This window comes from Streptacidiphilus albus JL83 (genome assembly GCF_000744705.1).
Taxonomy (GTDB): Bacteria; Actinomycetota; Actinomycetes; order Streptomycetales; family Streptomycetaceae; genus Streptacidiphilus; species Streptacidiphilus albus.
Genome location: NZ_JQML01000001.1, coordinates 9,597,436 through 9,620,090, shown reverse-complemented (window position 1 = coordinate 9,620,090; position 22,655 = coordinate 9,597,436). Strand labels below are relative to the sequence as shown.

18 protein-coding genes and 1 pseudogene are annotated in these 22,655 nt (G+C 71.4%); 8 read left to right on the top strand and 11 right to left on the bottom strand.

All coding sequences use genetic code 11. The annotated features are described in order from the left end of the window. The first annotated feature begins 25 nt into the window (after nucleotides 1-25). The gene (locus BS75_RS41705; protein ID WP_034091929.1) at nucleotides 26-400 is read left to right on the top strand and encodes a VOC family protein; all 375 of its coding nucleotides are present in this window, start codon (nucleotides 26-28) and stop codon (nucleotides 398-400) included. Nucleotides 401-698: 298 nt separating this feature from the next. Here the strand turns inward: BS75_RS41705 and BS75_RS41700 are convergent, their stop codons facing one another. Together BS75_RS41700 and BS75_RS41695 are read right to left on the bottom strand one after the other, a co-directional pair. Next, nucleotides 699-1,658 carry a proline dehydrogenase family protein gene (locus BS75_RS41700; RefSeq protein ID WP_034091928.1) on the bottom strand — a complete coding sequence of 320 codons (960 nt, stop codon included), beginning with the start codon at nucleotides 1,656-1,658 and terminating at the stop codon, nucleotides 699-701. 217 nt (nucleotides 1,659-1,875) lie between these two features. Then, nucleotides 1,876-5,073, bottom strand: coding sequence for an SdrD B-like domain-containing protein (locus tag BS75_RS41695; RefSeq protein WP_034091927.1), 3,198 nt, complete (start codon nucleotides 5,071-5,073; stop codon nucleotides 1,876-1,878). 210 nt (nucleotides 5,074-5,283) lie between these two features. On the opposite strand from BS75_RS41695, the gene BS75_RS41690 reads away from it, so the two are divergent. The 4 genes from BS75_RS41690 to BS75_RS41675 all read left to right on the top strand — a co-directional run bounded on the left by BS75_RS41690 (nucleotide 5,284) and on the right by BS75_RS41675 (nucleotide 8,659). Continuing rightward, nucleotides 5,284-5,766, top strand: coding sequence for a hypothetical protein (locus BS75_RS41690; RefSeq protein ID WP_052070438.1), 483 nt, complete (start codon nucleotides 5,284-5,286; stop codon nucleotides 5,764-5,766). Between the two features lie 193 nt (nucleotides 5,767-5,959). Beyond that, entirely contained in the window at nucleotides 5,960-7,009 is a 1,050-nt protein-coding gene (locus BS75_RS41685) for an aldo/keto reductase (RefSeq protein ID WP_034091926.1), read from the top strand. A 65-nt stretch (nucleotides 7,010-7,074) separates the two neighbouring features. After that, nucleotides 7,075-7,650: a YbaK/EbsC family protein gene (locus BS75_RS41680; RefSeq protein WP_034091925.1), complete on the top strand. Its 576-nt coding sequence runs from the start codon at nucleotides 7,075-7,077 to the stop codon at nucleotides 7,648-7,650. Nucleotides 7,651-7,768: 118 nt separating this feature from the next. Then, on the top strand, nucleotides 7,769-8,659 hold the full coding sequence (locus tag BS75_RS41675; RefSeq protein WP_034091924.1) for an LLM class F420-dependent oxidoreductase: 891 nt from the start codon (nucleotides 7,769-7,771) through the stop codon (nucleotides 8,657-8,659). 47 nt (nucleotides 8,660-8,706) lie between these two features. Here BS75_RS41675 and BS75_RS41670 read toward each other — a convergent pair whose 3' ends face one another. The 5 genes from BS75_RS41670 to BS75_RS41650 form a co-directional block, all read right to left on the bottom strand. Next, nucleotides 8,707-9,336, bottom strand: a complete 630-nt coding sequence (locus BS75_RS41670) for an acyl-CoA-like ligand-binding transcription factor (RefSeq protein WP_034091923.1) — start codon at nucleotides 9,334-9,336, stop codon at nucleotides 8,707-8,709. An 83-nt stretch (nucleotides 9,337-9,419) separates the two neighbouring features. After that, on the bottom strand, nucleotides 9,420-11,588 hold the full coding sequence (locus tag BS75_RS51780; RefSeq protein WP_042437910.1) for a dipeptide ABC transporter ATP-binding protein: 2,169 nt from the start codon (nucleotides 11,586-11,588) through the stop codon (nucleotides 9,420-9,422). Between the two features lie 30 nt (nucleotides 11,589-11,618). Then, nucleotides 11,619-12,587, bottom strand: coding sequence for an ABC transporter permease (locus tag BS75_RS41660; RefSeq protein WP_081983127.1), 969 nt, complete (start codon nucleotides 12,585-12,587; stop codon nucleotides 11,619-11,621). Next, nucleotides 12,574-13,527: an ABC transporter permease gene (locus tag BS75_RS41655; RefSeq protein ID WP_034091922.1), complete on the bottom strand. Its 954-nt coding sequence runs from the start codon at nucleotides 13,525-13,527 to the stop codon at nucleotides 12,574-12,576. Before BS75_RS41655 ends, BS75_RS41660 begins: the two co-directional genes overlap by 14 nt. After that, on the bottom strand, nucleotides 13,524-15,371 hold the full coding sequence (locus BS75_RS41650) for a peptide ABC transporter substrate-binding protein (RefSeq protein ID WP_160312257.1): 1,848 nt from the start codon (nucleotides 15,369-15,371) through the stop codon (nucleotides 13,524-13,526). The genes BS75_RS41655 and BS75_RS41650 overlap by 4 nt, the downstream gene beginning before the upstream one ends. Nucleotides 15,372-16,196: 825 nt before the next feature. On the opposite strand from BS75_RS41650, the gene BS75_RS41645 reads away from it, so the two are divergent. Further along, on the top strand, nucleotides 16,197-17,084 hold the full coding sequence (locus BS75_RS41645) for an MBL fold metallo-hydrolase (RefSeq protein WP_034091920.1): 888 nt from the start codon (nucleotides 16,197-16,199) through the stop codon (nucleotides 17,082-17,084). Nucleotides 17,085-17,225: 141 nt separating this feature from the next. Here BS75_RS41645 and BS75_RS41640 read toward each other — a convergent pair whose 3' ends face one another. From BS75_RS41640 to BS75_RS51775, 4 genes and pseudogenes are all read right to left on the bottom strand, one after another. Further along, nucleotides 17,226-17,843 carry a hypothetical protein gene (locus BS75_RS41640; RefSeq protein WP_042437912.1) on the bottom strand — a complete coding sequence of 206 codons (618 nt, stop codon included), beginning with the start codon at nucleotides 17,841-17,843 and terminating at the stop codon, nucleotides 17,226-17,228. A 265-nt stretch (nucleotides 17,844-18,108) separates the two neighbouring features. After that, entirely contained in the window at nucleotides 18,109-19,239 is a 1,131-nt protein-coding gene (locus tag BS75_RS41635) for a phosphotransferase family protein (protein ID WP_034091918.1), read from the bottom strand. A gap of 140 nt (nucleotides 19,240-19,379) precedes the next feature. After that, nucleotides 19,380-20,528: a hypothetical protein gene (locus BS75_RS41630; protein ID WP_034091917.1), complete on the bottom strand. Its 1,149-nt coding sequence runs from the start codon at nucleotides 20,526-20,528 to the stop codon at nucleotides 19,380-19,382. Between the two features lie 42 nt (nucleotides 20,529-20,570). Continuing rightward, nucleotides 20,571-20,963 (bottom strand): annotated as a pseudogene (locus BS75_RS51775) (trypsin-like serine protease); the annotation flags it as partial. A gap of 32 nt (nucleotides 20,964-20,995) precedes the next feature. On the opposite strand from BS75_RS51775, the gene BS75_RS51770 reads away from it, so the two are divergent. Both BS75_RS51770 and BS75_RS41620 read left to right on the top strand, forming a co-directional pair. Then, nucleotides 20,996-21,130, top strand: coding sequence for a hypothetical protein (locus tag BS75_RS51770; protein WP_269330742.1), 135 nt, complete (start codon nucleotides 20,996-20,998; stop codon nucleotides 21,128-21,130). Between the two features lie 9 nt (nucleotides 21,131-21,139). After that, nucleotides 21,140-22,615, top strand: a complete 1,476-nt coding sequence (locus BS75_RS41620) for an RICIN domain-containing protein (protein WP_063771488.1) — start codon at nucleotides 21,140-21,142, stop codon at nucleotides 22,613-22,615. The last annotated feature ends 40 nt before the right edge of the window (nucleotides 22,616-22,655 follow it).

Below are 22,655 nucleotides of genomic sequence, written 5' to 3'. Positions count from 1 at the left end.
GGCGGAGGAACGAAGGGTGTCGAAAGTGATTCGAAAGCTGCAGGCGGTCGCGCTGGACTGCCCCGATCCGGTCCAGCTCGCGGAGTTCTACGCCGGTCTCCTGGGCGGCCGGGTGGTCCGGGACCCGGACGACCCCGACTGGATCGAGGTGCACGGGTTCGAGGGCACGCCGCTGGCCTGCCAGCGGGTGGACGGCTACCGGCCGCCGCAGTGGCCCGGCCAGCAGCACCCGCAGCAGTTCCACCTGGACTTCGACGTGGACGACCTCGACGGGGAGGAGAAGCGGGCGCTCGCCCTCGGCGCGACCCTGCTGGAACGGACGGACCTGATCCGCCCGGAGGCCAACTGGCGGGTCTACGCGGACCCGGCCGGCCATCCGTTCTGCCTCTGCGTCCACTGAGGTCCAGCGGCGGCGGGCTGCTCAGCCCGCGACGGCGTCGGCTGGCTCGGCGTCCGCCGCTGCGACGGGGTGGCCGAGCAGCCGGCCCGTCGCGCGCCGGGTGCGCGCCGGCGCGGCGCGGTCGCGGTGCAGCTGGAGGGTCAGGTTGAGCGCCAGCGCCTGGCCGAGCAGCTCGTGGACGACCTGGTCCGGATCGGTCCCCAGCGTCGCGCACCGGACCGCCCCGGTCGTCGAACTCCGTGGCCGCCGCGCTGATGGAACAGCTGCCGGGCGCCGCCGGTCCCGACCTGGCGGGTGGTCAGGAAGCGGCGTCGACGAGGGCCTGGAGCAGCCGCTGGGGGTCCTCGGCGATCCTGTTGCAGACGTAGAGCCACCATTCGGTGCCAAATACGACGTACTCGCGGGTGGGGTGGCCCCGCTCGGCCATGGCGTCCAGCCGGTCGGGGCCCAGCCCGAGGAGGGTCTCGAACTCCCAGGGGACGGTCTCGGGCGACTTCCCGCCCAGGTGGCGGTCGATGCGGTGGATCAGATCCCAGTCGTGGGTGGCGAAGGAACAGAGATGTCCGGAGTCCGCCAGCCGCTCCGCGTGGTCGAGGTAGGCGGTGGCGAGGGCGGGGTCCTCGCGCCGGTAGGCGATGGTCTCGGGTTCGAGGAAGGCGCCCTTGACCAGGCGGATGCGACCGGGGAGCGCGAGGAGTCGCCGCAGGTCCTCGCCGGTGCGGTGCAACCGGGCCTGGACGGTGACGCCCACGTGGTCGAACGATTCGCACAGGGCGCGGTGCGCGGCCAGCACGGCGTCGGTTCGGTCGGAACCCTCGGCGGAGATGATCATCTCTCGGCCGGCACCCGCGGTGGCCCGCGCGAGGCGGGTGGCGTTGGCCAGGGCGAGTTCCTCGTCGACGGCGAGGCCGATGTGGGAGAGGTCGAGGGAGATCGAGCAGTCGGGCGGCAGCAGTCGGGCGGCCTCCAGGAAGACCTCGGTCTCCTCGGTGGCGCGCTGTGGGTCGCGGCAGCTCTCACCCAGGTACTCGACGTTCACCCGGTGGCCGGTGGCGAGGATGCCCTTCGCCCGTTCCAGCGCCTCGGTCAGGCTCTCCCCGGCGACGTAACGCCGGGCGACCTTGCGGACCAGCGGGCCGACGGCCGGGTCCTGCGGGATGCGCGCCTTCAGGTCCTCGTCCAGAGCCAGTGTCCGCAGGACCTGGGCGGCCTGTGACGACAGTGCGGTGGTGTCGGAGGCGGGGTGGCGTGCGGTCATCGGGGCCCAGCTTTCGGGATGGTGTGCAGATGATCGCCAGCCTTTCAGGGCGGGGCGCCCGGCGGCAGTGGCAGAAAAGACAGCCAGGCTGAAATTACTGCCACCACTCCGCGAATGGCCCCGCCGAGCCGGACCCCCGGTGACGACAGCGACCGGTGGCGCCGCTCTCGGGCGGTGCCACCGGTCGGCCCCGGATCAGCGATGCGTCAGCGATGCGTCAGCTGTGCCGTCCCGGGCGCCGGCGGTAGGTCACCGCGCAGATGGCCAGGCCGAGGAGGACCGTGCTCCCGCTGAGCGCCGCGAACATCGGCCCGGGCAGGCCGCCGCCGGTGTCGGGCAGCGAGCCGCCGCCGTTCGGCGAGGGCGCGCCGGTCCGGCTGCCGGTCGGGTGCGGCGTCGGGGTCACGGTGGGCGTGGGCGTGGGCGTGGGGGTCGGCGTCGGGGTGGGCTCCTCCAGGATCACGCCCATGTCCAGGTCGAGGTAGCGCCGGCCGCCGCTGAGGTGGACGGTCTGGGTGATGCCGGTGGCCGGGTCGGCGTCCGAGTTCTTGGCCGGGTCGGTGCCCGCACCGCGCTTGGTGACGGTGGCTCCCTTGGGCAGGGTGGACAGCTCGAACCGGACCGCGTAGCTGCCGTCGGGCAGGTTCTCGAAGAGGTAGCGGCCGTTGCGGTCGGTCACCGTGGTGACCGGCTTGCCGTCCTTGTCGCGAACGGGCTGGCCGTTGCCGTCCAGCAGCTGCACCGTGACGCCGGCGATGCCGGGGTCACCGGGCCGCTGGATGCCGGAGCCGTCCCGGTCCTGCCAGACGAAGTCGCCCACCGCGTTGTCGGACGGGGCGATGCGCTTGATCGCGACCCCGACCTTGGCGGGCTCAGCGGGCAGCAGCTGGTGGCCGGCGGCGTCGGTGGCGGTGAAGGCGAAGCTGTTCCAGGCGTACTCGTCAGCGGGCGCGTCGAAGGAGGCGACCATCGGCCAGGTCAGGGTGAAGGACTCGCCGGGGGCCAGGGTTCCCGGACGGCGGACCCGGAACCAGGTGGCCGTGCCCGGACTGGGGAAGGTGGTGCTCCAGCCGGCGTTGCTGTCGCAGCGCCTGCGCGTGACCAGGACGGTGTTCACGCACGGGTTGGGGACGGTGGTGTACTCGATCACCACGTTCGGGTCGCTGCTGGTGATCGGCTCGCTCAGGGACGGGGTCCAGGCGCTGCCGCGCGGCGCGTCCTGGGTGAGCACGTAGGTGTCGCCGGGGGTCGGCAGCCTGTCGTAGGCGATGAAGTCCGTGACCGGCTCCGGGGAGTCGTTGCGGACCGTCATCCGGTAGGAGATGCTGCCGCCCGGGGTGGCCGTGCCCATGCTGGAGTAGTCGGCGTCCAGGTCGCCCTTGACCTCCTTGTAGGAGCGCAGCGCCGACGGTGCGTTGACCTGCAGATGGGAGGAGGCGTGGCACATGGTCTCGCTGGTGTCGCCGTCGCCGTTGAGGTCCAGCGCGTCCGGGGCGCTGCCGCTGTCGGAGCCGTTGAACATGCAGGTGACCGGTGCGGTCGGCCGGTCGACGCTGACATAGACGTCGTTGGTCAGCTCACCGGAGTGCAGGCTGCTGGCGACCTCGACGTCGAAGAGCATCCGGTAGGCCAGCTGGTCGTGCAGGTACGTCATGTCGGGCGCGCCGGGGGGCCACTCCATCCTGACGATCTGACGGCCGTCGGGGCCGGGGGCGACCGTGACCGAGGCGGGCGCCTTGGCCTCGGGGTAGCTCGGGTCGGGGCGGGCCGAGCCCTCGATGTAGAGGACGCCCGCCGGGAGCACGTCGTACAGCACCAGCGGACGGCTCAGGTCGCGCCCGCTGCGGTTGTACGGGATGACCTGGAAGGTCGCCTTGCCGCCGGGCGTGGTCACCTGGCCGGCCACGGTGGTCTTGACCGCGCCGAGGTTGGTCGCGGCGGTGACCGTGGTGCTGGCGCAGGCGTTGGCGGCGGCGTGGGTGCTGCCGTCGCCGGCGGTGGTGTCCACGCAGTTGGTCAGCGGGTCGGGGGCGGTGCGACCGTCGTGGCCGGGGGTGACCACCTGGGTGATCAGCTGCACCGAGTTGCCGGGGCTCCAGCCGGTCGGGATGGGCCCGTTCCAGGAGAACTCGAAGCCGTCGATCCATCGTCCGGCCGGGATGCCGATGACGTCGTCGGCCGGGTTGCCCGCCCCCTGGGCGAAGCTGATCCGCCGGTTGGAGGAGCCGTCGAGGGCGTTGGACGGGGTGAAGGTGTGCCAGGTGGGGTCGCCGTTGAGGCGGTACCGCAGGGTCAGCGCGATACCGGTCGGGTTCCACGGCTCCAGCTGGATGGACTGCGGGAAGAGCCAGTTGTAGAGGCTGCCGGTGGTGCCCACGCCCGGGTCGGTCATGGTCAGGCTGGTGGCCGGGCCTGCGGTGTTCGTCGCGGACAGGCTGAAGCTGTTGAGGTCGCCGGAGGTGACGCGGTCGCGCCACACCTTGCTGGCCGTCACCGCCACACCGGTGGCCGGCGGCTGGAACTGGCCGGTGGTGGTGCCGGCGGTGCCCAGCTTCTGCTCGGTGTCCGGCCCGATCGGGTCTCCGTACAGGTCGACGGAGTTGTCGGAGGTCGTCCCGTTCGGGAAGGCGGCCTCCGGGTAGTGGACCACCAGCACGCCCGGGATCCGGCAGCCGCCGTGGCCGTTGCCGGAGCGGAATTCGCCGATGTCGTAGCCCCAGGTGTTGGGACCGGGCGCGACCTGGCTCCATCCGGGCGAGCGGCCGGCGTCCACCACGGCGCCCGCCGGCAGGGTGTCCAGCAGCCGACTGGTGTCCAGGTCGACGTTGGGCACATTGTCGGTGGCGCAGGCGCTGAACTGGTAGGTGACGGTGCGCCCGTCGCTGCTGGTGGCCTGGATGCCCTTGGTGACCGTGTACTCCGGCTCCACCGTGGCCCTGGTGTCGGCGGTCGCGGTCTGCGGGGGCTCACCGGTGACGGTCATCGTGGCGGAGTTGGTGGAGTCCGCGCCGTTGGGGGTGGTGAAGTTCGGGTACTTCATCACCACGGTGATGGTGGCGGTGGTGCCCGGGCTCAGCGTCTTGAGCTTGATGTCCATGGCGCCGCCCATCGTGCCCTCGGCGGGCACGGTGGAGGCGTCCTGGTCCACGGACGAGGGGTCGGGCGTCCAGCCGACGAACTCCATGTTCGGCGGCAGGGCGTCGGTGATCTCCCCGTCGGCGCACTCGGTGACCGAGCAGGTGTAGCGAAGGGTGTAGGTGACGTTCTCCCCCGGGGACGCGATCGCCTTGTCCACGGTCTTGCTGAAGGAGATGGCGGCCTGGGCCGGTGGCGCCAGCACGCCGCTGCCCAGGAGTGAGCCCGATAGCAGGGCGAGTACCGAGACGATACGCCCGGTCCTGAAGGGGATACGCATATCGGTCAGTTCATCCGACCGCTGCCCACCGGTTCGGCCGCCACGAGCCGATCCGACGGTGTTTCACCCGTCCGGCCTCCCGCCCACGGCTTCGGGGTCGGCATCCGGGCGGTGGAGCGGAGCGCGACCGCGTCCCACGTTCGGGTGACTTCCTACCCCGCAGCCGCGCGGATCGCTACCGTGGTTGCACCCGCACCCCCGGAGGCAGTCGTGGCGACGCTCATCCCGGCCGCAGGACGGCTCCCTGACTACCCGCCGAAGACCCCGCCCCCGCCCAAGCGCCCGGCGTCCCCGCCGGTCCCCGACCGCGCTCCGGTACCGCTGACCTTCGCCGGCCGGCGCTGCGGCAGCTGGACCCTGGCCGAACTCCGGCCGTGGGCGGTCCGGAAGGTCTGCGGTGAGATCGCCGGACGCCTCGCCAAGTGGGAGCACCGGCTCACCGTCGAGCGCCGGGCCCAGCTCGACGCGATCGTCAGCACGCTCACCGAGGGCGTCATCGCGGCCGGCGCCCGCAAGGTCAGCGTCCACCTCGGCGACAAGGGACGACAGGTCGTCGTCCTGATAGTCGGTCACGGCGCGGGCCTGGAACCGGACCGGGAGGTGCTCCGGGCCGTCGCCGCCTATCGTGTCGCCTCAGTCGGCACCGACAGCAGTCGGCAGGAGTGCCACGCCTGGGCCGTGATCGAGCCCTAGCCGCGCCGGCTGACGCTGCGCAGCAGCCGCAGCCGCAGCGCGGGTTCGCCAGGTGGCGGGTGAGCAACTGCGACCGCTTCCCCTCCCGCCCCGTTCCGCCCGGCCGAGGCCCCTTGACCTCTAGTCCACTCCAACTCCTAGAGTGCGCAGCGAGGTCAGCGGACCTCCGCACGCCAGGCAAAGGAGCTCGACCATGCGCTATCGCACTCTCGGCGGCACCGGCATCGAGGTGAGCACGCACTGCCTCGGGACGATGATGTTCGGCGCGGTCGGCAACCCGGACCACGAGGACTGCGTCCGGATCATCCACGCGGCGCTCGACCAGGGCGTCAACTTCGTCGACACGGCGGACATGTACTCCGGCGGCGAGTCCGAGGTCATCGTCGGCGAGGCGCTCCAGGGCCGGCGCGACGACGTCGTGCTCGCCACCAAGGTCCACTTCCCGATGGGCGAGGGCCGCAACCGGGGCGGCAATTCGCGGCGCTGGATCGTCAAGGCCGTGGAGGAGAGCCTGAAGCGGCTGCGGACCGACTGGATCGACCTCTACCAGGTCCACCGTCCGGACCACACGACGGACATCGAGGAGACCCTGTCCGCCCTGAGCGACCTGGTGAGCCAGGGCAAGATCCGCGCCTTCGGCTGCTCGACCTTTCCGGCCGAGGAGATCGTCGAGGCGCAGCACGTGTCCGAGCGCCGGGGACTGCAGCGCTTCCGCACCGAGCAGCCGCCGTACTCGATCCTCGCGCGCGGGATCGAGGCCTCGGTGCTGCCGGTCTGCCGGCGCTACGGGATGGGAGTGCTCACCTGGAGCCCGCTCGCCTTCGGCTTCCTGACCGGGCGTTACCGCAAGGGGCGGCCGACGGACCTCTCGGTCGGACGGGCCGCGCTCGCCCCGGCCCGCTTCGATCCCACGCTCCCGGCGAACGCCGCCAAGCTGGAGGTCGTCGAGCAGTTGGCCGAGCTCGCGGACAGCATCGGCTGCTCGCTGCCGGAACTGGCCGTGGCGTTCACCGTGGCCCATCCCGCCGTCACCTCGGTGATCACCGGGCCCCGGACGATGGAGCAGCTGGAGGCCCTGCTGAAGGGCGCCGCGCTCACCCTCGACGACGCGACCCTCGACCGGATCGACGAGATCGTGCCGCCCGGCACCGATGTCTACCACCCGGACAGCGCCTGGCAGTCCCCGGCGCTGTCCGACTCCGCCCTGCGGCGGCGTCCGGTGTCCGACCGCGCCGCCGGCTGAGGTGGTCCGCTCCGGCGGGCGGGCCTCCCCGTCGGCGGGGAGGCCCCGGCGGTAGGGTGCACCGCATGGGCGAGCACGTGCAGGCACCGTTCGGGAACTTCGCCACCGTGCGGCGGGCGGTGGAGATCCCGGAGCAGCTGGTCGGTCCGGTGGCCGACGCGCTGAAGAACTGGGACGCGCGGGCGGCGGAGTCGGTGCTGTACGTGGACACGGATCCGGAGAAGGCCGACACCGCTGTCTTCTCCGCCGCCTACGACGTCCCGCTCGACGTCTCCGCCAACTGCGTGGTGGTCGCGGCGAAGCGCGGCGGGACCACCACCCTGGCCGCCTGCCTCGCCCTGGCGGGGACCCGGGTGGACGTCAACACCGCCGTCCGCAAGCAGTTGGACGCCCGGAAGGCGTCCTTCGCGCCGTTGGAGACCGCTGTGGCGGAGTCCGGGATGGAGTACGGCGGCATCACCCCGGTCGGCCTCCCCGCCGCCTGGCCGCTGCTGATCGACGCGGCGGTGCCGGAGGTCCCGTTCGTGCTGGTGGGCAGCGGTCGGCGCCGGGGCAAACTGGTCCTGCCCGGCTGGGCCCTCGCCGCCCTCCCCGGGGCCGTACTGCTCCCGGCCCTGGCCACCCCGAACCCGGCGCTGTAGGCGACGACGGCGAGGCGCTCTCGACGTGTGACGTGCCTGGGTGATGGACTGACGCTTGGCACCCGCCAATGGGACGACGGTGGGTCGCCGCCACGCCGGCTACGCGTAAGGAGTGCTCATGGCCCGCCCGTTCCGTTTCGGCGTCAATCTGATCACCTCGGAGGCCGGTGCCCAGTGGCGCGAGAAGTGCCGCACGGCGGAGGCGCTGGGCTATGACGTGATCACGGTCGCCGACCATCTGGGCATGCCCGCACCCTTCCCCGCCCTGGTCGCCGCAGCCGAGGCCACCGAGCGCCCCCGGCTCGGCACGATCACGCTCAACGCCGGCTTCTGGAACCCGACGCTGCTGGCCCGCGAGGTCGCCACCACGGACCAGCTCACCGGCGGCCGCCTCGAACTGGGGCTCGGCACCGGCTATGTGAAGGCGGAGCACGACGCGGCGGGCCTGCCCTTCGGCACGCCCGGCCGGCGGGTGGACCATCTCCGGCACACGATCGAGGAGTTGGACCGCCGCTACGGCTCGGACGACTTCGCGCCCCGGCCGCTGCAACGCCCCCGGCCGCCGCTGCTGGTCGGCGGCAACGGCGACCGCGTGCTGAAGCTGGCCGCCCAGCACGCCGAGATCGCCGCGTTCACCGGCGCGCGCTCGGACCCTGACGACCCGAACGGCATGCCGCGCGTGATCACGGCAGCCCAGTTGGAGGAGCGCGTCGCCGCCTACCGGCGCTTCGCCGCCGACCGTGCCGAGCCGGCCGAGCTCAACCTCCTGATCAGCATGGTCGCCGTCACCGGCGACCGCCGGGCCGCCCTGCAGCCGTCCCTCGCCAACGTCCCGCACCTGACCGAGGAGGAGTCCCTTGAGCTGCCGGTCATCCTGATCGGAACGGTCCGGCAGATCGCCGACCAACTGCGGGCGCAGCGGGAGCGGTACGGATTCAGCTACCTCACCGTGATGGAGCCCGTCATGAAGGAGTTCGCCCCGGTCATCGAGGAACTGCGTGGCGAGTGAGGACCCGGCCCGGCGACAGCCGGGCCGGGTCGGATGACGCGAGGTTCCTAGGGCGTGGGCAGTCCGGCGGCGAGCCGGGCGAAGACCTCGCGCAGCACGGGGGCGAGCGGGGCGGGCGGCTCGCCACCCATGCAGTGCTCCACGGCCACCGCGCTGCCCGCGCCGATCACCGCGGCGACCAGCTTCGGGTGGATGTCGTGGGCCGCGTCGGCGCCGGTGCGCGCGGCGACCGCCTCGGCCAGCGCCTCTTGGGCGGCCGCGTTCGCCCTGGCGACCTCGCCCTGCAGCGCCGGTTCGGCCAGCATCAGCCGGAGCCCGTCCCGCCAGCGCTGGTCGGGAGCGGGGCCCGCGGCCGACTCGCCGCCCGGCGCGAACTGGGCCAGTACCGCGTGGACGACCGAGTCCCACAGCGGCTCGGCGGCCGGGCGGCCGCGCAGCGTGTCCGCGATCCGCAGCATCCGCTCCAGGTGGCCGGCGGCGATCGCCTCGCCCTTGCTGGAGAAGTAGTTGCGGAAGGTGCGCACGGACACGTCCGCGGCTTCGGCGATGGACTCCACCGTCACGTTGTCCCAGCCGCGTTCGACGCACAGCCGAATCGTGGCCTGGCTCAGCGAGACGCGGGTCTCCCGCTTCTTGCGCTCCCGCAGCCCGATCCGGGCGCCGTCCTCCTGCGTCATGCCAGCAACCGTAGCGCATTTTGCCGCAATGGAAAAGTCGCCTATACGGCAAGAATTTCCTGAGTACTGGACACCGAGCCAGGTCAGGCCGGACCGGGCACCGCAGCCGATGCCGGAGCCGGGACCGGAGCCGGGACCTCGGGGAGCGGCTCCTGCAGCGGGAAGTGGCAGGCGGCGACATGGCCGGGGCCGAAGGCGCGCAGCACCGGCTCCTCCTCCGCGCAGCGGAGCTGCGCCAGTGGGCAGCGGGTGCGGAAGCGGCAGCCCGAGGGCGGGTCGATCGGGCTCGGCAGCTCGCCGCGGAGTCCGCCGCCGCGCTTGGCGCGTTCCACCGCGGGCTCCGGCACCGGGACGGCCTCCAGCAGGCCCGCCGTATAGGGGTGCACGGTGCGCCGGTGGATGTCCTCGCCGCTGCCGACCTCGACCAGTCGGCCCAGGTACATCACGCCGATCCGGTCGGCCAGGTAGGTGATCACCGCCAGGTCGTGCGAGATGACCACGTACGACAGCCCGTGGGCCGCCTGCAGCCGCTTCATCAGATTGAGCACTTGCGCACGGATCGACACGTCCAGCGCGGAGACCGGCTCGTCGGCGATGATCACCTTCGGGGTCAGCGTGAGCGCGCGGGCGAGGCCGATGCGCTGCCGCTGGCCGCCGGAGAACTCGTGCGGGAACCGGTCCAGGGCGCTCTCCGGCAGTCCGACCTCGGCGAGCAGCTCGGCGGCCCGGTTCAGCCGCTGCTTGGCGGTGCCGATGCCCTGGATCTGCAGCGGTTCGAGGAGGGTGCTGCTGACCCGCATCCTGGGGTCGAGCGAGGCGAACGGGTCCTGGAACATCATCTGCAGGTCCTGGCGGTGTCGGCGGAGTTCGCGGCCGCGCAGGTCGCTGATGTCGATGCCGTCCAGGGTGACCTTGCCGGAGGTGGGCCGCTCCAGGCCGACGATCATGCGGCCGAGGGTGCTCTTGCCGCACCCCGACTCGCCGACCAGACCGAAGGTCTCGCCCTGGCCCAGGGTCAGCGACACCCCCGAGACGGCCTGGACGGCGAGCCGATCGCGGCCCAGGAACCCGGACCGGCCGACGACGAACTCCTTGACCAGGTCGCGGACCTCCAACAACGGCCGGGCGACAGGGGCCGCTTCGGTCGCGGCCGGCCGCTCGACACCCGTGGACTTCACCAGCTCCACCGACACCGGCTCCGTCGGTACCGCTCCCGTCGGCACCGCTTCCGTCGGCACCGCTTCCGTCCGCACCGGCTCCGCGCCGGTCGGGGGCAGCGGGCCGTCCGTCGGATGCCAGCAGGCGAACAAGTGCTGCTCCGGCCCGGCCAGTGGCGGCTCCTCCTGGCGGCAGCGGTCCGTGGCATAGGCGCAGCGCTCGGCGAACCGGCAGCCCCGGGGCGGGGCGGCGAGGTCCGGCGGCAGGCCGGGCACGGTGTAGAGCCTCCGGGTCCGGTCCGAGGCGAGCGTGGGCGTGGCCGCCAGCAGGCCCTGGGTGTAGGGATGGCGCATCGCGCCGAACAGCTCGTCGGTGCCGGTGCTCTCGGCGATGCGTCCGGCGTACATGACGTTGATCCGGTCGGCGTGGCCGGCCATGATGCCCATGTCGTGGGTGATCAGGATCATCGCCATGCCGAGCCGGTCCTTGAGGTCGGCGAGCAGGGTGAGGATCTGCGCCTGGATGGTGACGTCCAGCGCCGTGGTCGGCTCGTCCGCGATCAGCACCTTGGGCTCGTTGGCGAGCGCCATGGCGATCATCACCCGCTGGCGCAGACCGCCGGAGAGCTGGTGCGGATAGTCCTTCAGCCGCTCGGCCGGCCGAGGCAGGCCGACCAGCCCGAGCACCTCGGCCGCGCGGTTCATGGCCTCGCTGCGACTGCAACCCCGGTGCAGCAGCACCGGTTCGGCGACCTGGTGGCCGATGGTCTTGGTCGGGTCGAGTGAGCTCATCGGGTCCTGGAAGACCATCGCGATCTCGTTGCCGCGCACCGCCCGCAGCTCGCGCTGCGGCAGGCCGACCAGCTCGCGCCCGGCGAGCACCACCGACGAGCCTTCGAGCAGCTCCCCCCCGGGAGGCAGCAGGCCCAGCAGCGAGAGCCCGGTCATGGACTTTCCGCAGCCGGACTCGCCGACCAGGCCCAGGGTCTCGCCGGCCTCCAGGTGGAAGGAGACGTCGTCGACCGCCCGGACCACCCGCTGGCGGCCGGTCCGGATGTGGGTGCTGAGGTGGTTGACCTCAAGGAGGGGTGCCATGTCGTCTCGTCAGTTCCCGTCAGTTCTCACTCAGTTGTTGCTCAGGCGGACGTCCAGGGCATTGTGGACGGCGTCGCCGATCAGGTTGAACGCCACCACCGTCACGATCAGGATGATCGCGGGCGGGTACACCAGCCACCAGTAGCCGTCGAAGAGGTAGTTGAGCCCGTCCGACAGCATGGTGCCCCAGTCGGCGTGGGGCGGCGGCAGGCCGAGTCCGAGGAAGCTCAGTGTCGACAGGGTGAGGATGGCGTCGGCGATGGTGAAGGTGGCGCTGACGACGATCACGCCGAAGGCGTTCGGCAACAGGTGCCTGACCACCACCCGCCACCGGGTGGCGCCCATCATGGTCGACGCCAGCACGAAGTCCCGGGTGCGCAGGGTGAGCACCTCGCCGCGCACCAGTCGCGCCACTCCGATCCAGGAGAGCAGCGAGAGCAGGATGATGATCAGCCACAGGTTCGGGGTGAACAGGTTCACCAGGATCAGCAGCAGCACCAGGCCGGGGACGGCGAGGAAGGTGTCGATGATCCGCATCATCAGCGAGTCCACGATGCCGCCGACCAGTCCGGCGAACGCCCCGTAGAGCGCGCCGAGCACGGTCGTGGCGACGGCGACGGCGAAGCCGAGCTCCAGCGAGGAGCGCCCGCCCTCCATCAGCCGCCCCAGCACGTCGTAGCCGGAGGCGTCGGTGCCCAGCGGATGGGCGCCGCTGGGCGGCAGTTCGGCGAGGTCCAGCCGGACGGTGACCTGGTTGGTCCGGTAGAACAGCGGGCCCAGGAAGCAGAACAGGGCGATCACGAGGACCGTCAGGGCGCCGAGGACGGCGGCCCGGTTGCCGAGCAGCGCGCGCCTGATCAGCCGCCCGGAGCCGGTGCGGGCCGCGAGCACGCCCGCCTCGGCGGTGCCGGCGGGACCTTCGGGGCGATCCGGCGGCTCGGAGCGTTCGGGCGGTTCCGGAAGCGCGGCGGTGCCCGCTCCCGCGTCAGCTGATGACATAGCGGATCCGTGGGTCGAGGAGGCTGTAGGCGACGTCGGCGACCAGGTTCCCGACGACGGTGGCCACGCCGACGATCAGCGTGGAGCCGAGCAGGATCGGGTAGTCGTGGCTGGTGGCCGCCTGGAAGAAGAGCAGCCCCATGCCGGGGTAGTTGAAGACCTCTTCGGCGATCACCGCGCCGGCCACGATCCCCGGCGCCGACAGTCCGAGCAGGGTGATGATCGGCAGCATCGAGTTGCGCAGCACGTGCCGCAGCAGGACCAGCCGCTCGGGCAGGCCCTTGGCCCGGACCACCCTGATGTAGTCCTGGGCCAGGGCGTCGATCGCCGAGGACCGCATGTAGCGGCTGTACCCGGAGACGCTGCCGAGGGTCATGGTCGCCAGTGGCAGCACCAGCGCCCGTGGGTCGGCGAGGATCCCGCTGACGGACACCGCCTGCGGCGCCTCCGGCGGCAGCAGGTGCAGTTGGACGCAGAAGACGGAGATCAGCAGCAGCGCGAAGAAGAAGTCGGGGACGGAGTACAGCACGAACGCCACCGCCGTGAGCACGGTGTCGCCGATGCCGCCGCGCCGCACCGCCTGGCCGATGCCCAGCGGCAGGGCGATCAGCAGCGCGAACACCGTCGAGATCCCGACCAGCACCAGGTCGCGCGGCACCCGTTGGGCGATCAGCGTCGACACCGGCTGCTGCAGCGAGTACGAGGTACCCAGGTTGCCCTCGCAGACCTGCTTCACATAGGTGACGAACTGCCGGTAGAGCGGTTGGTCGAGCCCGTTGACGCTGTTGAAGATGGCGATCCGGCCGGGCGTGGCCCGCACCCCGAGGGTGGCACGGGCCGCGCTGCCGGGCTCCAGGTGGAGCAGGACGAAGGTGAGGACCATGACGCCGATGACGACCGCGACCGCCTGGCCGCATCGCCGCAGAAGGTAGCTTCTCACTTGGTGAAGTACCAGGTTTCGGGGTTCAGGCCGCCGGAGAAGGGGTTGAGCGGGGTGACGCCCTGGAGGTTCTTCCGGTAGACCAGGATGCTGTCCTGGTTCGGCAGCCACAGCCAGGGCAGCTGCTCGGCGGTGTAGTCCTCGTAGGCGAAGAAGGCCGAGGTCTGCGAGCCGTACTCGGTCTCGTTGATCAGCTGGTCCATCTCCGGGCTGTCGTAGCCGCCGGAGTTGTTGTTGCCGTTGGCATTGAAGAAGCCGTCGCCGGCCGGGTACAGCGGGTAGGGGTCGTAGCCGTAGTCCACCAGCTGCCAGCCGCAGGTGGCGGCCGGGTGCGCGGCGGCCGTGCAGGAGCCCATGGTGCCGATCAGGGTGTTGAAGGGCTCGGACTTGAGGTTGACGGTGATCCCGGCCTGCGCCTCCGAGGACTGGATGGCCGCCTGCTCCTCGTCGCTGGCCGCGTTGCCGGAGGAGTAGGCGAGTTGGAAGGTCAGCGGCTCACCGGCGGTGATCCCGGCCCCGCACTCGGTGGCGCCGGATCCCGGGGACTGGCAGACGGTCTCGCCGTTGGGGACCACCTTCCAGCCGTGCGCCGACAGCAGCGCGGTGGCCTTGGCGGGGTCGTACGGGTAGGGTCCGCCGGACTTCTCCAGCGGCGAGGCCCAGGGGCCGGTCGCCTGCAGCGGGACCGGTCCGTTGCCGGGGTCGGCGTAGCCGCCGAAGACCTTGGAGACGATCTGCGGTCGGTTGATCAGGTACTCCAGCGCCTGGCGGACGTAGAGCTGCTGGAGCAGCGGTCCGACCTTGGCGTTGTAGAGGTTGGGGACGATCCCGGCGACGCCGGGCACCTGGACGTTGGCGACCGCGTAGCCCTCCGCCTCCAGCGCCGACGCCTGCTTGACGTCGTTCAGCGGCAGGCCGCCCATGTCCAGGGTGCTGCCCGAGCGCAGCACGTTCAACTCGGCGGTGTCGGTGGTGAACGGCTGCTCGACGACCTCGGAGACCGTCGGCTTGTCCGGGCCGGAGTAGTTCTTGTTGGGCACGTAGCTGTAGTAGCCGTCGGTGCGGAACGCGGAGAGCGACCAGGGTCCGTCAACCACCTTCCACAGCGGGTTGGTGGCGAAGGTGGTCATGTCGCCGCCTTCCTTCTGCAGGTAGGCGTAGACCGCCTTGGCCCCGGCCGTGGTCTCGTCGGCGTTTCCGACCGCCCCGCTGTCGGAGGTCTTGTCCCAGGCGTGCTGCGGCAGCAGCGGGATCTCGCTGAGCACGTCGTCGGTGAAGAAGTTCGGGTTGTACGACTTGGTGAGGTCCAGGACGACGGTGTGGGCGTCGGGGGTGGTCACCTTCGCGACGTCGTCCGGGAACAACCCGGGTATGTAGTTGGACCAGTTGGAGGCGTTGGCCTTCAGCAGGTTGTAGACGAAGGCGAAGTCACGGCTGGTGATCGGTTGCCCGTCCGACCAGTTCCAGTCCTTGAGGGTGATGGTGACCTGCTGGTCGTTGTCGCCGTAGACGATCGAACTGGTGAGGCTCTCCGTCGGATTGACCACGGACTGGGCGCCGTCCCCGGAGTACACCAGGTAGGGCCACATCCCCTGGGTGAGGTTGACGTTGTAGCCGTCGGTGTTGGTCGCCGGGTTGAACGGGAAGATGAAGTTGGGCGAGGCCGCGACCTCGGCGATGGTGACCGTCCCGCCCGACTGCTTCTGGCCCTGGGGAGCCGAGCTGCCCGAGTTGCCGTTGCCTATGGCGCCGCTGCTTCCACCGCTGCTTCCGCTACAGGCCGCCACGGTCACCGCCAGGCTCAGAGCTAGTGACGTGACGGCCAGATGGCGGGTCATTCTCATGCGGGATACGCCTCTCATGAGTCGGTGGGCATGCCGGTGGCAGGGACGGTGTGGCCAGGGATTGCTGCCACCCCTCCAGTGGGTGACATGCTCACCCCATCATGAATATCCCGCCAGTACCGCCGATAATCATGTGATCTATGACACTCTTTCACCAGAGGCGGTCGGCACTCTGGGCAATCGTCAGAACATCTGCTATAGAGCCTTTTTACGGGAGGCAACCCTCCCGCAACATCGCCGACACGATCCCGGCGCCGAACACGTGCACCGCCGACCCTCCTGACCACGCCCTCCCGGCCGCCACTGCCCGGCCGCAGGCGATCGACGGCAACTCGGCCGCCCGGAGCCGGAGCGGCCCTCGGCCCGCCCCGACCGATTCCTCGCCACACCCGCCGACTCCCTCCCCAGAAATCGCCCGGCACGACCGAGGATTGACTCCCGTCGATTTCTACCGGGAATACGATCACCCCGGCTCCTGGAACAACGGCCGGATATCGACCCCGGTCAGGAAATCGTCCGCCGGCCGCCCCTCCCCATGCTGCTCGGCCGCTCCACCGAGCGATCACAAGGCCGTTGCAGGAACGGTGCGGTGAGGGCGCAGCGGCGCCGTGGACGCCCTCCGCCACCACCCGCCCACGGGCCCGCCCACCTGCACGGAAATCCACTCCGTCCAACATTTCCGGCTTTCCCGGCCGCACACGAAGGAGACCTTCGAGAGCAACGGTTTCCGGCAAAGTCAACAGCATTTCTCGATTGATCCCCCGGCGCGGTGCGTGATAGTCAGTAAGGCGTCGATCGGCACCAGTCCGCACGGAGGGATCCGCCATGAACGAGCCCACGGCCGACGCGAGTTGGCACGTCGACCAGCGCTGCACCAACTGCGACGTCGCCCGGCAGCTCGCGCCGGGGCTGATCGCCGAGGTCGACGGCCGGTCCTCGGTCGTACGCCAGCCGCGCACCGAGGCGGAGGAGGTCGCGCTGGAGGCCGCCGCGTTCGCCTGCCACACCCGGTCGATCCGGCACGGCACGCACGCGCCGGAGCCGACGCGCGATCCCTTCCCGCTGCGCCTCACCGAGCACGTCCTCCTCTGCGGGCACAACTCGCCGCACACCGCCGGCGCCAACTCCTACCTGCTGCGCCGACCCACCGGCAATCTGATGATGGTCGACACACCGCGCTGGAGCTCCGCCCTGGCCGAGCGGTTCTCCGCCCTCGGCCCGGTCACCGACGTGCTGCTCACCCATCGCGACCACGCGGCACACGGCCGCGCCTACGCCGACCGGTTCGGCGCCCGGCTGTGGATCCACGAGGGCGACCTGGCCGCCGCCCCGGACGCCGACCGCATTCTCCGGGGCACCGGGCCGACCGAGATCGCCGACGGTGTGACCGCGCACCCGCTGCCCGGCCACACCGAGGGCAGCGTGCTCTATCTCGCCGACGACACCTACTGTTTCAGCGGCGACAGCTTCTACTGGTCCCGGGACGCCGACGACATCGTCGTCGCCGAGTCGGTCACCTGGTACTCCATCAGCGAACTGGCCGCATCGCTGGCCCGCACGGCTGCGCAGCTGCGCTTCGCCTGGCTGCTGCCCGGCCACGGCGACCGCAGGCAGTTGCCGCCCGAGGAGTTCACCCGCCGGCTGCAGGACCTGGCCAAGCACACCGAACAGCTCCTGCCCCGACCGATCGACTTCACCGCAGTGCGCTGGTGACCCGTCCGGTACGGGTCGCCTTGCCCCTGGGGAGACCGCGCTCCCCGGTGCGGCCAGTCCATCAGCGCCGGCGCGGTGCCGTCATCCGGCCGGTCGCACCGGGAGCGGCCGTGGCGCGGTGCACCACGGCCGCTCGACGGGTCAGCCGATCCGGGTCAGGCTCGCGGTGTCCATGTCGGTGGTCCCGCCGTTCGCCGTCGGGTAGACCTGGAACCGCAGCGTGCTGGTCGCCTGCGGCACGCCGAAGACCAGCACGTAGTTCTGGTAGCCGGTCCCGGAGTTGACGCTGTAGGCGCTGCAGAGGTCGGTGTTGCTGCTGCCCAGGCTCCAGAGGCAGAAGGTGCCGGTCGCGGGGCCGGACTGCGAGGAGAGGAACACCGAGGCCTCGTACGTCCCGCCGGTGCCGACGGGAACCGCCACGTCCTGGAAGACGGAGCCGCCGCCGATGTTGGTGTTGAAGGCCAGGTATCCGGTGCCGTCGTAGGCCGGCGCCGGGGCGCCGGCCGCCGTGTTGTAGTTGGCCCAGTTGACGATCCCGCCCGTGGAGATCAGCTTCTGCCAGCCGGCGGTGCTCTGCTCGAAGGATCCTGCGGTCAGCAGGTTCGGGCTACTCGCGTCGGACCGGAGCGGCACCGCCTGGTGCGTCGCCCGGTGCGTCGCCTCGGCCTGTGCCGGACCGGCGGTGGCCAGGCCGCACAGGCCGACAGCCATGGCTGCCGGGAGCACGAGGGCTTTGAGGCCGGGGATACTGCTGCGCATGATGACGTCCTTGTCGGCGATCGGATGGAAGCGTACGCAGGCCGGGCGTGCTGTGGTGGCGCAGGTGCTCGCCAGAGGGGCGAGCTGACGCAAGCATGACACTGGTGGTCATTTGAAAGCAACGGCGCCCCAAGGGACTTGGCGCTCGCACGGGCCCTGTCGGGCCCGAGTGGCGGGACGGTCACACCCACTCGGGCGGTGCCGATGTGGACGTCGTTGAGACGCCGCCCACAGTCGACGGTCGACGGTCTATCCGAACGATCGTTCAAAGGCCGGAGCGCTGCGGATGGTTCCAGTAGCGGCCCTCCAGCATCGCCTCCAGGGTCGGGCCGTGCATGATCAGTCGGTCCACGTCCGCCCCGGTCGCCCCCTCCGGCAGCGACGCCTCGCCGAAGTGCACCTGCCGGTAGGCGATGCGAAGCATCACCACGGCGTGCCGCAGGGCCGCGTAGAGGGTGTAGAAGTCCAGGTCGCGCGGGGTGTGCCCGGTCAACGCGGCGTAGTGCTCGGCCACCCGGTCGCGTTCCAGGAAGCCGGGGAGTCCGGGCAGGCCCGAGCCCTCGGTGAGGTCCTGGAAGAAGCGGTGCAGGAAGATCAGCCAGGCCAGGTCGAGTTCGCGCGGGCCGAGCGAGGCCATCTCCCAGTCCAGCACGGCGGCCGGGGCGAAGCCCTGGTAGACGATGTTGCCCACGCGGGCGTCGCCCCAGCTCAGCACGGTCGGGCCCTCGTCCTCCGGCCACAGCTCGTCCAGCCGGGCGAAGGCGCGCTCGATCAGCGGGGAGCCGGGGCGGCCCCGCACCACCCACTCGTAGTAGCCGCGCTGGTCGTTGACGTGGCGGCGCAGCGCGGTCTTCCCCGCCGCCTCCGGGGCGAGGAAGCCGGCCTCCTCGGCCGGGACCGCGTGCAGCGCGGCCAGCACCTCGACCGTGGCCTGCTCCAGTCCGACCCGTTCCGCCTCCGTGGCCGTGAACAGCCAGTTGCCGCCGTAGGTGTAGGGCATGACGTCGGGCGGGACCCGGCCGTCGACGCGGGCCATGACGAAGCCGGGCGCGCCCAGCGGCAGCGGATCGGTCTCCAGCCGGAGCAACTGCGGCACCGGCACCTCGGTGTGCTCGGCCACCAGCGCGATCGTCCGGTACTGCCGCTCCATGTCGTAGCGGGGGAAGACGGCGTAGGCGTCCGGGTCGGCGGCGAGCCGGAGGACGCAGCCCTGCACCGTGCCGTCCGGCCGGTGCAGGTCGAAGAGGACCGTCTCGCTGGACATGCCGTTGGACGGCGGAACGCTGAGCCCGCGCACCTCTGCGCCGGGCAGCCAGCCCGCGACCCAGGCCGCCAGCCGGCGCTCCAGTTCGGCGGGGTCACGGGTGGTGGTGCGCGGACGGGGGGCCGTGGACATGGCTGCTGTCCTCCTCGTGTCTCTGCGGTTCCTCGGTGACAGCCACCCATTCGGTGACGGTCGGCGGCTCCGTTCCGGTCGGCGACCTCGGTCGCGGTCGGCGGGCTCCGTGACGGAGGCCGCAGCTCCGTGACGGAGGCTCAGGGGGCGACCGAGCCGTAGTCGGTGAAGCCGCTGGGGTCGTGCCGGCCGAAGCTGCCGTGCTCGAAGATGCCGTGGCCGACCTCGCCGTCCAGGACGAAGCGCGCGGCGTGGTCGATGACGCCGTAGCCGGCCAGGCCGAGGTCGGCGGGGTCGGTCAGGTCGTAGGTCCGGCGGTCGCTCCAGCCGCGCCCCTGCCAGGTGCCGTGCTGCCAGTCCTGCGCGGGCGGATAGCCGGCGCCGACGGCGAGCGGACTGCCGGTCAGCATCTCGGCGTGGATCTCCACCGGCTTGCGGGCGGAGTCGGTGAGGTGCAGCACCGCCGAGCGCGGGTCGCGGGTTCCGGAGGCGTAGCCGATGTCCACGTACGGCCAGCCCAACTGCTCGTCCGGGCGTCCGTCGGCGCCCCCTGCCCCGTCCGGGTGGACCAGCAGGGCCTCACCCAGGGTGCGGAAGCCGTCCGGGTCCTCCTGGACCACCACCATCACGAAGCGGTCCCGGAAGCGGATCGGGCACCAGATCCAGTGGAACCCCTCGGGCCGCTCCTCCTCGGCGGCGCGGCCGGGCTGCTCGCCGGGGATCGGGCGGACGCCCCAACTGCGGTCGCGGGTGCCGGTCCAGCCCTCCGGGGTGACCGTGTGCTCGACCCCGGCGGCGCGAATGGCGCCGCTCGGTCCTCCGGCCTGGACGAAGCGGCGGCCCTCCAGCGTGAGCCGGTCCCCGGTCCTGGCCACGTGGTGCGGCTCCCAGACGGCGGGGAACTCGCCCTGCCAGGTCAGGTCGAAGCTGAGCCCGTCGGGATCGTCCGGGGCGGCCTCGCAGATCAGCCGGAAGGTCGACAGCGGCTGCACCACCTCGATCCGGATCGGCCCGACCCGCAGCTGCATCCGGTCGTCGCCGAGCGCGTCCGAGGCCCGCACCGCGTGCAGCCGGTCCCCCGTGCGCAGGGTGGCGTAGGCGTCGATCACGCCGGTGTTGGGGTAGACGCCGAGGCCGGTGATCAGCAGCGCCCGGCCCTCGTGGTCGAAGACGTGGAAGATGCAGCGGTCGTAGGCGTTGCGGTCACCGGTGGCGACATGGCGCATGGACAGCGGCACCTGGTGCACGGGGTACTCGTCGAGCGGGACGGGACGCTGGTGCGACGGCATGGGCTATGGCCTCCCTGCGGATCAATGAGTTCTGACGGTACGTCAGAAACCTGCGGAGGGGCCATAGCCCGGCAGGCAGCAGTCTCGGCCAGGAGCTACTGGCCCTGCCGGCCAGCCCTTGAGCCCGAGCTCGGGGGCGATGGCGCCGGCCTTGGTGAAGACGCTGTCGGGCTGCGTACCGTCGCAGGTCTTGTTGCCAGCCGAGACGATGCCGATCAGGTAGCCGTCCTCGACCAGCGGGCCGCCGGAGTCGCCCGGGCAGGTGCTGTTGGCAGTGCCGGGCACCGGTCGGCCGCAGAGCTTGAGGGCCGACGTGTCGGTGGGCAGGTTCCAGGGCGAGCAGGAGGCCAGCGGCTGCAGCGACAGCCGCGCCGTCTTCAGCTGCGTCGCCGCCTCCTGGTTCGGGCCGACCTCGCCCCGGCCGAACAGGGTCGCGGACGCTGCACTCCTGGCCGACGGGCGTCGAGTTGATCCGCTTGGTCGCCTTCGACGAGGACGCCCTCGACATCCTGGCCGAGGCGGTCGCGGCGCCCGGCACGGCGGGCGCGGCGGACGCGGCGGCAACGCTCCCGGGTCTGACGAGCGTTCATCCGTCAACGTAGTATCGGCGGGTGAGCATCTGGACTTCCCTGGAACCCGCGTCCACCACCGTGGACCCCGGCGGCACGACCACCGTACGGCTGCGTGTCCGCAACACCGGCGACGTCGTCGACGAGTACCGCTTCGTACCGGTCGGCGAGATCGCCCCCTACACCACCGTCGAGCCGCCTACGCTCCGGTTGTACCCGGGCACGACCGGGTCGGTCGAGCTGACCTTCGCGCCGCCGCGCACTCCCGACGCGGCCGCCGGGCCGAGTCCGTACGCCGTCCAGATCGTCCCGACGGAACACCCCGAGGCGACCGCCGTCCCCGAGGGCAACGTCACCATCACCCCCTTCGTCGAACTACGGGCGGAGCTGGTCCCGCCGACCGTCAAGGGGCGCTTCCGGGGGCGTCCCAAGCTCGCCATCGACAACCTCGGCAACACCAGCCTCACCGCCTCGATCAGCGGCGCCGACAACGGCGACCAGCTCGGCTACGACATCCACCCCGCCAACGTCCAGATCGAGCCGGGACGGGCCCGTTTCGTCAAGGCGACGTTGAAGCCGCGTCAGATCACCTGGCTGGGACGGAAGGAGAACCGCCCGTACCGGCTGGCCGTCCAGCGGTCCGGCAGCGAACCGCTCCGGGTCGAGGGAACCTACGTGCAGCAGGGCGTGCTGCCGCGCTGGCTCGCCAGTGTGCTCAGCCTCGCGGTCGCCCTGGCCGTCCTCCTCCTCGTGCTCTGGTTCGGCTACCAACCCCACGTCGTGAGCCTGGCCCAGGCGCAGACCCAGTCGGCGGCCAGCGCACTTCCGCTCCCCGCGCCCTCGGCGCCTCCCGCATCGAGCTCGCCCGCCCCCTCCCCCACGCCGTCCGCGAGCAGCCAGGCGGTAGCCCAGCCGTCGACGGCCGCTGCCGCGCCGGGCCCCACCGCCGGCCCTCCCGTCCGGTTCGCGATCTTCAACAACTGGACCAGCCAGTGCGTCGATCCTCCGAACTTCGCCGCGCCCACGCTCAACGATCCGCTCGAACAGTTCCAGTGCGCGTACAGCAGCGCGGACAACCAGATGTGGTACCTGCAGCAGGAGGGCACCGCGCCCGACGGGGAACCGCTGTACTGGATCCGCAACGCGCTCGGTTCCAACCTCTGCATGGACCTGCCCGGCTACGGAGCCGTCCAGTCCAGCCGGGTGTACACGTTCACCTGCACCACGCCCGCGAGCGCCGACAACCAGCTGTGGGAGCTCCCCTACGTCAACTCGGTGAGCTCCGGCGGGCTGGGGGTCCTGATCCGCAACTACAAGTCGGACCTCTGCCTCGACGTCTCGGGCTGGGCCTACAACAACACCGACCGGAACCCGGATCCGCAGCTCACGGTGTACCAGTGCTCCGGCACCGGCTCGACCTGGGCCAACCACGGCTTCGACGACCACCTGTGGAACCTGATGGAGAACCCCGGCCTCGTCTACATCCCGACCCGCGTCGGCGAGATCCAGGTGGGTTAGCGCGCGTGCAGGGGGGGTGGGGCCGCCCTCCCCACCCCCC